The organism is Ruegeria sp. CH11 (assembly GCF_056537105.1).
Map to the genome: position 1 here is coordinate 79,049 of NZ_JBQFQX010000012.1, position 13,010 is coordinate 92,058.

11 protein-coding genes and 1 tRNA gene are annotated in these 13,010 nt (G+C 52.7%); 3 read left to right on the forward strand and 9 right to left on the reverse strand.

Annotation, left to right across the window (positions count from 1 at the left end; translation table 11 throughout):
- Nucleotides 1-23 precede the first annotated feature (23 nt).
- The 7 genes from ACR0LX_RS16935 to ACR0LX_RS16965 all read right to left on the reverse strand — a co-directional run bounded on the left by ACR0LX_RS16935 (nt 24) and on the right by ACR0LX_RS16965 (nt 7,829).
- Nucleotides 24-659 (reverse strand): GNAT family N-acetyltransferase, encoded by a 636-nt coding sequence (locus tag ACR0LX_RS16935; RefSeq protein ID WP_480784722.1) that lies wholly within the window; start codon nt 657-659, stop codon nt 24-26.
- A gap of 593 nt (nt 660-1,252) precedes the next feature.
- Nucleotides 1,253-4,006 carry an HD domain-containing protein gene (locus ACR0LX_RS16940; protein ID WP_480784723.1) on the reverse strand — a complete coding sequence of 918 codons (2,754 nt, stop codon included), beginning with the start codon at nt 4,004-4,006 and terminating at the stop codon, nt 1,253-1,255.
- A complete protein-coding gene (locus tag ACR0LX_RS16945) occupies nt 3,987-4,388 on the reverse strand; it encodes a hypothetical protein (RefSeq protein ID WP_480784724.1) in 402 nt (133 codons plus the stop codon). The genes ACR0LX_RS16940 and ACR0LX_RS16945 overlap by 20 nt, the downstream gene beginning before the upstream one ends.
- 296 nt (nt 4,389-4,684) lie before the next feature.
- A complete protein-coding gene (gene rnhA / locus ACR0LX_RS16950; protein WP_480784725.1) occupies nt 4,685-5,146 on the reverse strand; it encodes a ribonuclease HI in 462 nt (153 codons plus the stop codon).
- Between the two features lie 53 nt (nt 5,147-5,199).
- Nucleotides 5,200-5,529, reverse strand: coding sequence for a hypothetical protein (locus ACR0LX_RS16955; RefSeq protein WP_480784726.1), 330 nt, complete (start codon nt 5,527-5,529; stop codon nt 5,200-5,202).
- Nucleotides 5,530-5,677: 148 nt separating this feature from the next.
- Nucleotides 5,678-6,688: a hypothetical protein gene (locus ACR0LX_RS16960; RefSeq protein WP_480784727.1), complete on the reverse strand. Its 1,011-nt coding sequence runs from the start codon at nt 6,686-6,688 to the stop codon at nt 5,678-5,680.
- A gap of 589 nt (nt 6,689-7,277) precedes the next feature.
- A complete protein-coding gene (locus tag ACR0LX_RS16965; RefSeq protein ID WP_480784728.1) occupies nt 7,278-7,829 on the reverse strand; it encodes a recombinase family protein in 552 nt (183 codons plus the stop codon).
- Nucleotides 7,830-8,455: 626 nt separating this feature from the next.
- On the opposite strand from ACR0LX_RS16965, the gene ACR0LX_RS16970 reads away from it, so the two are divergent.
- Nucleotides 8,456-9,094, forward strand: a complete 639-nt coding sequence (locus ACR0LX_RS16970; protein ID WP_480784729.1) for a hypothetical protein — start codon at nt 8,456-8,458, stop codon at nt 9,092-9,094.
- On the opposite strand, the gene ACR0LX_RS16975 is transcribed toward ACR0LX_RS16970, so the two are convergent.
- Together ACR0LX_RS16975 and ACR0LX_RS16980 are read right to left on the reverse strand one after the other, a co-directional pair.
- Nucleotides 9,091-10,413, reverse strand: a complete 1,323-nt coding sequence (locus ACR0LX_RS16975; RefSeq protein ID WP_480784730.1) for a tyrosine-type recombinase/integrase — start codon at nt 10,411-10,413, stop codon at nt 9,091-9,093. The genes ACR0LX_RS16970 and ACR0LX_RS16975 overlap by 4 nt on opposite strands.
- A gap of 157 nt (nt 10,414-10,570) precedes the next feature.
- A tRNA-Arg gene (locus ACR0LX_RS16980) sits at nt 10,571-10,647 on the reverse strand.
- A 116-nt stretch (nt 10,648-10,763) separates the two neighbouring features.
- Between ACR0LX_RS16980 and ACR0LX_RS16985 the strand changes: the two genes are divergently transcribed.
- The gene (locus ACR0LX_RS16985; protein ID WP_480579557.1) at nt 10,764-11,789 is read left to right on the forward strand and encodes a LacI family DNA-binding transcriptional regulator; all 1,026 of its coding nucleotides are present in this window, start codon (nt 10,764-10,766) and stop codon (nt 11,787-11,789) included.
- A gap of 4 nt (nt 11,790-11,793) precedes the next feature.
- Nucleotides 11,794-13,008: a winged helix-turn-helix domain-containing protein gene (locus ACR0LX_RS16990; protein WP_480784731.1), complete on the forward strand. Its 1,215-nt coding sequence runs from the start codon at nt 11,794-11,796 to the stop codon at nt 13,006-13,008.
- Nucleotides 13,009-13,010 lie beyond the last annotated feature (2 nt).

A 13,010-nucleotide genomic window follows, 5' to 3' on the forward strand; every position in this document is an offset into this window, starting at 1 on the left:
CAATTCTGCAGGGGCTGGTCAAGTCAGGTTCTCCGGGGTGGCCAACACCAACTGGTGCTGCTCACGTCGCCAAAATACACCGTGGTGTCCGGAGACAATTCCTTGGCCAGTTCCTCACGCCGCGCCATCCATTCCTGCCGCAGCAGCCCAACAACAACCATGTCGTGATAAGCGTCATCCGCGAACCAGGCCTGCCGCATCTTGCCCTCGACCTGGCAGCCCAGCTGGCTGACAAGATCGCGGGTGCTTTGGTTGTCCTCGCGGTAGTACGAGGTAATCCGGTGCAGCCCCAACTGCCGGAACGCAAAGTCCAGCGTCAACGCGGCCGCGCGTATTCCAACGCCGGATCTGCGAACGGACTTGTCCACAAACAGCGGGATGACCGCATCGCGATTGGTGTTCGATATCGCCTCGAGCCCGGCCAAGCCCATCGGCTGCGCTTCCTCGGTTTCGATCATGAACCAACACTTGCCCGAGTTCTGATCGCCTCCAACCGCATCTTTCCATATCTCATCGGTTTGCGCCCGGTTCAGGGGAGCCCGCAAGGTCCGGTCAAACAAGGCCAGATCCTGAACGTCCTGAAACCAGATCGCCACGGTTTCAAGATCCGCTGCCTCCAAAGGGCGGAGCCGGAAACGCCTTTGCAGAGTGTCGGACAAAGGACCAAATTCCTCCAAAATGAAAAATCAATAAACTATATCGGCGACCATAGCACACAATCACCTAGAAAGAGAAAAAACTTGTTCTGATCCCCGTGAACGGGTGTCCGGACTTCGAGAGCATAGCCTTAGCAGCGTCCTTTGACAGCTTTTTGGGACGGCAGGCTTTGGCAACGGATCTCGTGCAACGCGTCCCAATTCGCGATCTTTGCATCCACAGAATTCTGCGTCTTGCGCTGGATTGCACGAAGAATGAAGTTCGGCGAACTTGGGCGATTGGGTACTTTTCTGGCGACCCCGGCAGGAATCTTTCACCACTTAATCCAGATGCGCATTAAATGATTGTTTTTAATATAAATTTCGCATCTTCACGTAGTGTAAACGCTGTGTGATGCAAGTTGCACTACGCCAAAGTCAACAACGCCGTAGTCAGGTTTCGCTTTAGAAACGGAGCAGACACAAGCTTACTCATCACTTAGAGCGACTTGGCGTCCGGATCGACAGCAGCTATGGCCTGAGGCCAAGGTATTCCGATCCAAAGGAGCACTTTCGAGCGCGAAACTCAGTCAATTGTCAGATGACCGAGTGGACGTCTATTTCTTTTGTCGGCGCAAAAATATTTCCTGCCAATCGCTGCCCAAATAGGCCCCTCTCTCACGAATGCAGGTCAATGTTTGCGTCGGTACGTTATAAGGGAGAGCAAGCAACATCGCACGATTCCCGTATCCCAGGCCGCGCTTCTTTGTTTTTTCTGTACTCTGCCCTTTGCTCCGGAGGAGTTCTTCACCAACTTTGTTGCAGATGTCCTGGAACTCCTGAATATCGTCTTCTTTTGCCTTGATATCGCAGTTTTCGAATGCGAAAGGAATCTTTGTCTCCGGGATATCTATGTAAACCGTTGCGTCAAGCCCAAGCGATTCACACTTGGCCTCCAGCTTTTTCTTCCCTGCATCCCAACCAGCTACGAACAGGAAAGCTATTTTACGACCTTTTAGAAACTCGATTGTATCTTTGTGAAGCGGTAATCGTTCTTCATTTAAGCCCTCTCTTCCTGGGTCATCTCCAAACCAGCCAGAAAGCAAATCGGATGCCTGACCTCCCGAAGCAATAATGTCGTCAAAAAAGACTACGGGTAACTTGTTGTTTTCCGCTTTAGCTTTGTCTTTTGCTTCATCGACCGAATACACGCCAGAGTGTAAGTCAGCAGAAAGATCATTTGCGAAGTATGATACGATAGCAGAACTGTCCTTGAGTGAACCAAATCCGCAGATATACGCACTCTTGAAATCAGGATGCTTCTCAAAGAAGTTCTTCGCGGCTTTTACAACATCCGCTCTCGCCATCACCCTAAATTTCTCCAAGATTTGGAGTGCAATATCTACTAGATGGTCACGCTCAAACTGCTTTAGCCAGTTTACAACTTTTTCCCGTATGTCTCCATCGATGACATGGTCCCCCTCGAATTCGGTTGGACCTTGGTACAGAGACACTTTATTGCAGAAATCGTCTATCACAGTATTGGCGCGCACCTCTTCCAATTTTCTTGGTTCTGGCCGCATCTGAATTGGAAGGCTTCTGTAAAATCCCAATTCCCCAAGTTGTTTTTTTGCATCCGCAATGTCTTCTACTGTGACCTTTGAACCAACCAATGAAGACGAAGGAACTATGACACCATACTCTTTGTAGAGAGTTTTCTCTGCCGCCAAATAGGTTACTAGCGCATAAGGTAGATCAGCGAAGATAAACCCCGCCGCAGCCCCAGAGCCGTCATAGGCACTCGACCAACCATCTGAATTAAAAAGTGTTTCCCCAGATCTTTCGATTTGACCGCTCTTATGAAATATTAAAGCCCGATCAATTTCTGAGTTGCCAGATGTACCGGATGGGGGAGTGATCGCCAAAGCAAAGTCAGTTGCGATGTCCTTAACTCCTGCGACAAGGTTTGGAGCCTTTCTTAATATCTCTTCGATCTCGGTAACGAGGTTATCCTTGATGTATCCAAGTTTCTGCACATTTTTCAGATCGTTCATCAACCTTGTGAGGTTTCTCTTCTGTTGATCACGCTCCCCATGTGGGTCACCTGGATACGTTGACTCCAATTGCATGACACGAGCAAAGAGACGGCGATTCCTGATTTTGAACGTTAGCTTGCCTATAACGTGCAGATTTGACTTAGCATCAGCACTATCGCGTAGCTGAACGCCAATCGCACTCATTCGTCGTTCAAAATTTTCCGAATTAAGTGACAAGACTTCTTCGTCGGAAAGGAGGTAAGCGATTTGAAGCAGACATTTTAATTTCGTTTGTTTGGCAAATGCACGAAAGAGCGCTTCGATCATCGACTCTATCGCCTGAACCTTTTGATGCCTGTAAACCTTGGAGTGTAGGAATGTTCTAGCCATAACCAACTCGTCCAAGACCCGGGCTCCTGAAGACTTGATTCCAAATAATTTGTAGCCAGTCTTGCCGCTCTTCAGGCCATCTTGGAGGTGCTTAGGAACGTCTGCTTCGGCGACATTTTTTAGCTGCAGTTTTTGCACCAACCGAGATGTATCCACAACATTCGGCACACCGCAATAGAGCGCATCCCTCATAAGGTAGTCGATCTTGTCAGCATCGAATGGTCCTGAAATTATATCTTGGGCAGTCGGATGCTCGTCATCAAACTTCTTTGAAATAATGATCTTTGATACAGCGTCTATCACTTCTGATTTGTTTTTTTCGAAATTGGAAGTCAGTTGTGGCCAGCCTTCTGCTCTACCGAATAGCGCTTCGATTAGCTTCTTAAAGCTAGGTGACTTAATCATATAAAAGGCTGCAATCTCGCTGAGTTGCGACTTATCGATCCCGTGATCTTTATTAAAATTTGTTACAGCGACTTGAAATTCGACAAAGTTCCCCAATGCTTTCTCGGACACGTGTGAAAAACAAGCATGACCAATATCATGCAACAGTGCCGCTAGCCTTAGTGTTTGAGAAATGCTCCTTGAAATCCCGGTTGTTTCATCAGCTTTGGTTGGAAACGAGTTCAGTGCACTTATTAGGTTTTGAGTTTGGGACAGGACACCAAGTGTGTGCTCGAACCGTGTGTGGATCGCTCCAGGATAGACCCAATGAACCACCCCAAGTTGACGAACGCCTCTGAGGCGCTGAAGCAAAGGCGAATCTAGTATTGCTACCTCGAATGGAGAAAGCGTTATTGTTCCCCATACAGGGTCATTTATCTCTTTCGAATTGAAACAAACCGGCCCCTGAGAAATGTAGTCAACATATTCAGCTAACTGTTGATCTGCAAATTCCTCAAAGAACCTTTGGAGGTCTTCTAGACTAACCGCTAATTCGGGCATCCGTAATGTTGTCCGCAAAAACAGACATTATATGATCGTTCAAAATGTCAGTTATTTCTGATTGATCGGAGAGAAACTCTGCGTCTTCCTCCGTGAGCTTTATCTTCATTCTGTGAAACGTCGGGTTCTCTAACGAAACAATATTGTTGAAACGCGCCGCATACATCGTTTCTCGAAAACCTCTCGAATTCCCATGAACCTCATCAACATTGAAATTGAAAGTTGGGAGAAACGCATCTGATTTCTCGCCAAAAACCAGCGCGTACAGTTCTGCAAATTTCCTATCCAGGTCATCATTGACCGGTAGTATGTCCACCGATTGCTTCTTAAGAAGCGCAATTGTAGCTAGGAAGAAGTCGTCTGCTGTTATCACTGATGCCATAGCTCGCAACGAATCCTTTCTTACGCCAGGGTCGAGGCAGCGCGCCCGGCCATTACATTGTCATTGGTGCGCAGATGCGACGAAAATGAATCGGGATCGACCATAAGTCAATCGTTTTGCTTGTGTCAGCTTAGCGCACTATCCTCAAGCACTTCTAAACGTAGCCTAAAATTTGGTTTAGTCGAACGTTCCACCAATTTTTTGCTGTGAAATCGACCTTTTGTGGTCGTTGTCCCCACCAGTGGTAAACTGAGCGGGGACAAATTGAGTATTTGCCGGGGTTGAATGCGCCTCGTTCACGCGGCCTTCTTGGCCGCCGCCGCTGCCAGTGCGTCCACATCTTCGTTCCTTGGGTCTCCGGCGTGACCTCGCACCCATTCCCATTGCACGTTCAACCCCGTTGCGACCGCCAGAAGCTCTTCCCAAAGTTCGCGGTTCTCAACTGGCTTCCCGCCCGATTTTCGCCAGTCGTTAGCCTGCCATTTGGACACCCATTCGGTCATTCCTTGGACAAGCAAACGGCTATCAGAGTAGACCGTGATCTGGGCTTTCTCGTCTTTCTTGATCTTTTTGAGGCCCTGAATGGCGGCTATCATTTCCATCCTATTGTTGGTGGTGCGTTTGACGCCTCCGTGAATGGACCGCTTCTTGATCTCTTTGCCACCTTCGTATCGACGGAGAATTGCCGCCCAGCCGCCGCGACCGGGGTTACCAAGGCAAGAGCCATCAGTATGAATGGTGATTTCAGTTTTTGTCATTTTGGGTTCTTCATCGTTCGTTATGAGGTTCTTGGGACTTGTTTGCGGCGTCGTTAACACGCGGTCTTGCCTCTGCGGTTCATGGCCAGCACGCCAAGCTCAACCAAGAAGGAAAGCGCTTCGCTCTGTGAAACCTCACGCTCCAATTGCTTAACCATGCGCTCACGCACAGTGTTGACTGTAACCACCACCTCAGGGCGCACTCTCATGCTGGCCCAGTGGCTCGGTTTGTCGGCCCAAGGGGCAAGCTGTCCATCAATCTTATCGTGCCCCAGACGGGCACGTGCGGTTGACCTCAGGCGTTTCGTGAACGCTCGTCGCTTGTCGTAGCCGATACGGCGTAACCGTTTGTCGGCCACCCGGTTCTGTTCATTCAGTTCCATTGTGTGTTCCAGATATGAAGAGGGACGCCCGTTCTGGACGCCCTCGGTTGCTGCTCAGGGGAGACAATGTCTCCCTTTATGGTGTCTCCCCTAGTGCCGCCTTCACGGTCACCTCGGGCATTCTTTCAGGCTGTTCTCAGGAGCCGACCTAATCCAATTTGATGGCGTCGTCTGAAAGCGCGTCCATCCGCCCCTTGAAGTTACGCCGGGGGTTGTAGTTGAAGTCGTTGCCTTCATCGTTACTCGCCGCTCTTAGTAGCGCATCAAGCGGGCGTTCGGCGTCCCCTAAAGTTGTCCTTGCGGTACGCTTTCGGTCAACGATGCTGGTGTCCGCAAATTCTTCGTCAGCGTCCAACACATCGCTTTCCCAAAGCTCTGCGGTGATCTGCTTCAATCGCCAAGGGACAAACACCTTGCACAGAACTGTAAGCACATCCTCATCCCGCTTTAGCTTGGCATCGGTCAACACCTTGCTGATTGCATTCGCCGCGTCGTTGGTCATCGCTTCTAATTCCTCGCTGCTGGGTGGCGTCCAATCGTCGTCGCGTTGGACTTTCCACTGATTGTCCTGCCACCACTCCCCGGTCGGTTCGTGCTTCGCCTCTGTCATCAACTTGAACACCTTGTTCATGCGCTGGACGGTTCGCGTGGAAACCCCGGATGCGTGCGCAATCTGTGCTTTGGTTAGCTGGCTCTGCCAAGCCTTACCCGTCCAGTGCAGGCTATCGCGCACCAGCCGCCATGCGGCATTGTTCCGCTCCGCAGGCATCAACGGCTTACTGTCTTTTGTATTCGCCGCCAGCGCCAACAAACGGGCGACCATAGGTAGGCATTCGTGCACCAAAACGGGAACCAGAGGGGCATCGCTGAGGTTAATCCCGTAGGTTTCGAAATGGTGGTAGTAAGCCTCCGTCCTGTGGTGGCCATCCATGATGATCAACCGCCCGGTACGGCTGCCGGTGTCATCGCATTCGCGCCAGAGCAATATCGGGTCGAGTTCTCGGCCAGCCCGCAAGGCTTTCGAAAGGGTGTCGATGTGGTCGGCGCTGGGCGCTTCACCAGAACGAAACCAAAATCGGGGGTCTTTTGCTATTGAGGTGACAGGTATCTCGTCGCGTGTGGCCACGACATGTTCAGCGTTGAGGTCAGAGGCTTTCATTGCTCTTGGCTCCATTTTACATGGGTTGAGGGTTTGCTTCCTGCATTGCGTGCAACTTGGCTTTTGAACTGATGACGCCCTGATGCACAGGCATGTCGAAATGATCTGAGGGGACCAACGCCCCGCCATCACCAGACAACAATGATCGGAAATACACATGAAGTGCCCGATAGGTTCCGCTTCAGGGTAACCCACGGGGCAACTCACGGGGAATGCTTGGGTGAGACGTCCAGCACACAGGACGCCCCACCACAGATGGTCTGCTATCCGCCTTCCTTGTCGGTCGGTGATAACGCCATGCTGACATCGCCTCGCACTTCCACGAAACGAGGCAATTCGGAAATTTTGTGGACGGCTATAGTGGGGGTGAATTGACCCTGTCTGGCCGTCAGGTTGGGCTATTGTGACCGATAACTTCGAGCCACCGGGCGCGTTCTGTTAGGGTTTGTATGAGGGTTAACTCTGAGCCAATGGCGAGCGATGCGTAGGGGCTATAGTGTGGGTGAATTGGTTCTGCATGTATGAGCGATGACTGTTGCTCACTGACCGTTTTCTTTCTGCATGTACGTGGGTGAATTGTTTCAGCCCCTCAGGCCGCCTCTTTGGCCAGCCTGTAAACGGTCGCTCTGCTGACCTTGAAGTCCCTTGCGATCTGGGTCGGCTTCTCGCCGTTCTGGAACGCTTCACGAATGGCGGCTGCCTTCTTCTCATCCATGGCAGGGCGTCCTTTGAATTTGCCATCGGCCTTGGCCTTCGCAATCCCTTCACGCTGCCTCTCAAGCATCACCTCACGTTCAAACTGAGCAACAGCCCCGAGAATTGTCTCAAGCATCTGCGCGGTGGCGCTGTCGTTCATCATGGGCATATCCATGATATGCAGTCCGACGCCTTTGTCCGAAAGCCGCTTGCGAATGTCGATGAGGTCAGGGACCGAGCGGGCCAGACGGTCCAGCTTAGTGACGACCAGAATGTCCCCTTCACGGGCAAAGTTTATGGCAGCATCAAGCTGGTCTCTCTGCTTCACGCTGCTCACCTGTTCAGCGAACACCTCCTTACAGCCATGGTCTGTTAGCTTGCGTTGCTGATCTTCAAACCCCGCAATCTGGTCTGCTGTGGATGTCCGTGCGTATCCGATGAGCATGTGCCCGCCTCCGAAATTGTATCATTTGTTTTTAAGGGTTAAATAAGAAAATGTGCTTTAAGTGTCAACCCCACTTAAATGAGACAGTATCTGAGGGGTTGGCAACTGTCTTGTTACACTCCGGTCAAATGAGACGCATGCGCTCTGGCAACCTTTCGGTGGTTCGTGAAGGTCAGAGCGTACCGTCCAACATCAAGGAACACCTCACCGGGTCCCTCATGGGTCACCTTAAATGGAACTGAACGGGTCTCACGCTCAACGAGTAAGTCAAAAGGGCCAAAGCGAAAGTCAAAAATGATCATGGGTCATTACCTCATTAAATGATGTGCATCAGGAGCGATGCGCACTTAACTTGGCCCAGCGCCAAATGACAGTCAACACATTGTTTTTATTGCATTAATGGGAAATTCCCGTAGATGGAGAGAGTTGGTCCCGAGGTGGCCCCACCCAGGGGGGTATGCGCGGCACCTTATATAATCTCTGGCACTCAGATTTTTTCCAAAATTGTTGAGCGCCTGCGTGGATTGAATAACCACTGTCAAATATCGGGCCTTTTCTGATGGACGGCAGAATTTTCTTTTGCGTAAAGTGAGTATGTTACTGGAATTTTTCTTTGGGGAATTGTGATGAGGCTCATTTTAGGAACCGCTTTAGCCTTGAGTGTTTTTCAAGCGTCTGAATTGTACGCTCAAAAACTAGATGCAGATGCGTTTGATGGCGTGATCACCACTATGACTGACGACGGCCTTTCTGGTTCAGGGGGTGATCCACTAATGGCTGAAATGATTGCGGGCGGTTTGGACACCGTCCCAGAGTTCACATACGATAATAAGTCTTGGCTAAAGGCGGCTGGCGGATTGACGCCAAAAGTTCTCACCGACGAAATGGTGGCGCAGGGCTGGACCGACGAAGATGTGACCCAAACATTGCCAACAACGCCGGACGTCTCGTGGTCCGTTTACAGATCAACGGCAGGACCCGGTAAGGTAGATTTCATGGCGGTTCCGAATGTTGATGGGCTTCCCGGATACGTTTTTATGTCAGGCGGAGAAATAGAACCCGTTCCAGCAGCTTTTTCCTTAAGTTCAAGCGTTTCGGCCATTCAAGAGAAGTTAATGGAGGCGATGATGATGGCCTTGAAGGGCGCTTGTGGTCTACCTGTACGACCAAATGAAATTAAGGCCTCGGCAAGCGCAGCCGGTATCGTAGCAATTGAAGCGACTTGGGACACAGACGACGTATGTGATCGCCTTCCAAGTCCCTAAAGCCCTTCAAGGTATCCGTCAGCCCGCATCCTATCCACAATCCTGCGCTGCACCTCTCGCAACTCATCGCGTCCCAGCCCGTGGTTGTAAATTTCCTTAGACCTGCGCTTATCCTTGGTCCAGCCTCCTAGCTGATTAGCGTCTTTATCGTCGACACCTGCCCTGTGCGCATAGGTCGTCCACGTGTGTCTAAAGCTGTGAAAGTCCAGCATGACATTACCCTCGGCCCGTCCTACAACTTCGTCCCTAAGGCGGCTGTAATCCTTACTGGCTTTCTTACTGTTGCCAGTCCTTGGGTCCAAGCTGAAGGCACCCAAAAGTCTGCCTTTAGGTCCCTCTCTGCTCTCTGCCTCGTCTCGCAACTTTGAAACCATTCCCTGAAGCTCAGCGGGTACAGGCGTCCACCGTTTCGCGTTATCGCTTTTGCCGACAATGATCTTTAGCCCAGCGCCATCGACGTCAGTATCGTCAACTGTGACCCTAACTAACTCAGATATGCGTGTTCCGAGTATCAGACCCAGCCGTATCAAAGCACCTAACTGTGTCTCCTGCGAACGCGCTAAGAACAAAGCGCTGGTCTGATCTGGTCGATACATCAGCCTTTCTTTCGTCGGCGTTGCCGCTTCCCTAGTGACCCCCTTAGGCAGCGTGAAGGGGTCCACAGAGGGCTTGCTTGTGGCCTTGGTCTCAACCACCCACGCCCAATACATGCGAAGTTGTGTCATGAGTTTCTGGATTGTCGCGCCTGCCAATGGCTGCTCTGTCCGCTCCGAAATAATGCCCCCTAGGTATTCCCTGAAGGCCACCGCCTCAACGTCTGCCACATCGTCCACATGAAGGCTGGATACATCGCCACCCAGAAAGTCGACCAGATAGCGAACCGAAGTTCGGAAATCGTTGATGGTCGAACCCCTCAGTGGTTTGTAACCTGAAGCATTCCCCGGCGCTCTGGCTTCAATATACGCCTCAACCATCTCAGCCAGTGGTTTGGATTTGGCCATACCCCGTTTACCAAACGCATCTCGCACTGCGCTAGGCGCTCTTTCGACCTCATCATAGAACACATCACGCGCCAGTATTGCAGCCTCTGGGTCTGGGTCCGCCATTGCCTCCGCCCATCGGTCTGCAGCAGCAAGGCTGTAACGGTTCCTGCCCAGCGCCTGCAGTTCTAACTCTCGAACCTTGCTCAATTCTACATCGCGTAACTTACGTGCCGTCGCTTTGTGCTTAACGCCTCCAAGGCTTCTGATGATGTTTCGACCAAAGGTTTTGCCTGTCTCGGGGTCTGTGGTTCCTTTTAAAATTTTGGGCGTAGACATGCGAAACCGCCACGCCGTACCGGGTCCACGTGGCTGCTCAAGGTTCCTATCATTACTCATGGCTTGATCATTTGTAGTGTAAAATCGTGGTGTAACTCCACCACAGCCATAACACCACATCTTATATTTCGTCAATAAAATAAGGATTTGAGAGAATTGGCGACCCCGGCAGGATTCGAACCTGCAACCTGCCCCTTAGGAGGGGGCTGCTCTATCCAGTTGAGCCACGGGGCCGCGCGGTGCTCTGTGTAACTTGGTTTCCCGGGGTTGTCATCGGCTTTGGTCAACAGTTGTAAATTGCGTTCTGTTTACGCTACCATCGGACAAAACAACTTTGCAGGTGCCTTCCCGTGACAACTGAAACCAAACGCCCGCTTACCCTTCGTGATGTCTCGGAAGCGTCCGGAGTGTCGGAAATGACGGTCAGCCGGGTCCTGCGCAATCGCGGCGATGTGTCGGACGCCACCCGCACCCGGGTTCTGGCCGCCGCGAAAGAGCTTGGATATGTACCCAACAAAATCGCGGGCGCGCTGGCCTCGAGCCGGGTCAATCTGGTCGCAGTGATCATCCCGTCCCTGTCAAATATGGTCTTTCCTGAGGTCCTGACCGGCATCAATCAGGTGTTGGAAGATACCGAGTTGCAGCCGGTTGTTGGCGTCACCGATTATCTGCCCGAAAAAGAGGAAAAGGTTCTGTACGAGATGCTCTCGTGGCGGCCATCGGGCGTGATAATTGCTGGGCTTGAGCATACCGAGGCGGCCCGGGCGATGCTGGATTCCGCAGGTATTCCGGTGGTCGAGATCATGGATACCGATGGCAAGCCGGTCGACGCGATGGTCGGCATCTCGCACCGCCGCGCAGGTCGGGAGATGGCGCAGGCAATCCTGAAAGCAGGGTACGAACATATCGGGTTCATGGGTACCAAGATGCCCTTGGATCACCGGGCGCGGAAACGGTTCGAGGGCTTTACCGAAGTGCTGGGCAAGCACGGGATTGAGATCGAGGATCGGGAATTCTATTCCGGCGGCTCGGCATTGGCCAAGGGGCGCGAGATGACGCAGGCGATGCTGGAACGTTCACCGGATCTGGATTTCCTGTATTATTCCAATGACATGATCGGCGCGGGTGGGCTGTTGTACCTGCTGGAACAGGGCATCGACATTCCCGGGCAGATCGGGTTGGCAGGTTTCAACAACGTCGAATTGTTGCAAGGGCTGCCACGTAAGCTGGCGACGATGGATGCGTGCCGGCTGGAGATCGGGCGTCAGGCAGCCGAGATCATTTCGGCACAACTGAACGACCCCGAAGCCGAGGTGGAAACGCGCGTGACGCTTACCCCCAAGATCAGCTTTGGCGACACGCTCAAACGGCGCTGAGCGCTTGACCCTGCCACAACTGGACAACAAGGCTGCGCGGGCTCTTTTCATGGACCGCCACGCCCTGCTGGAACAACCGACAGGGAACGCCAAAGGAGGCGACCTGCTGACGCTGATCCGGCGGCTGGGCTTTGTACAACTGGACAGTATCAACACCGTCGCCCGTGCGCATGACATGATCCTGTTTGCGCGCAGGCCCAGCTATCGCGCCCGCAACCTCAAACGCCTTTACGAAGCCGACCGAGCCCTGTTCGAGCATTGGACTCATGATGCGGCGATGATCCCCATGGAGTTTTACGCTCATTGGCATCTGCGGTTTCTGCGCGATACGGAACTGCTGAAGGCGCGATGGAAGAACTGGCGCCGTGACGGATATGAAGAGCGGTTCGAGGACGTGTTGCGCCATATTCGCGACCACGGACCCGTCAGCTCGTCCGATGTTGGCAAGGATGAGAAAAAGGGATCCGGTGGGTGGTGGGACTGGCATCCGTCCAAGACCGCTCTCGAATACCTCTGGCGGTCGGGCGCATTGACCGTGATCGGGCGCGAGGGGTTTCAGAAGCGCTATGATCTGACCGAGCGAGTGATCGAGACGCATCTCTGCCCCGGCAATCGCGACTGTGACACGGCGGCCACCGTGGATTGGTTGTGCAACGCCGCGCTGGATAGGTTGGGGTTTGCCACCTCGGGCGAACTGGCCGCCTTTTGGGATACGGTCACGTCAGCCGAAGCAAAGCTCTGGTGCGAACAGGCTCTGACACAGGGAAATTTGGAAGAAATCGAGGTGACCTGCGCCGATGGTCGCAGCCGCAAAGTTCTGGCACGGCCCGGTGCTGTGGATGCAGCAATCTCCCTGCCCGCGCCGCCGGGGCGGATCAGGCTGCTCAGCCCGTTTGATCCCATGCTGCGCGACCGTAACCGGGCCGAACGGCTGTTCGGGTTTCACTACCGCATCGAGGTTTTTGTGCCTGCGCCAAAACGGACATATGGCTATTATGTTTTTCCGATGCTCGAGGGCGACCGTTTGATCGGTCGGATCGACGCAAAGGCGCATCGCGAGCACGGCACGCTGCGGGTCAGGGCCGTCTGGCCCGAGCGGCCTGTGCGCTGGTCTGACGCCCGAACCCGGCGGCTTGAGGCCGAACTGGATCGTGTCAGGCGGTTCGCCGAACTTGACCAAGTCGTGTTTGAAGATGGCTGGCTTAAATCTGCTAAATAGAC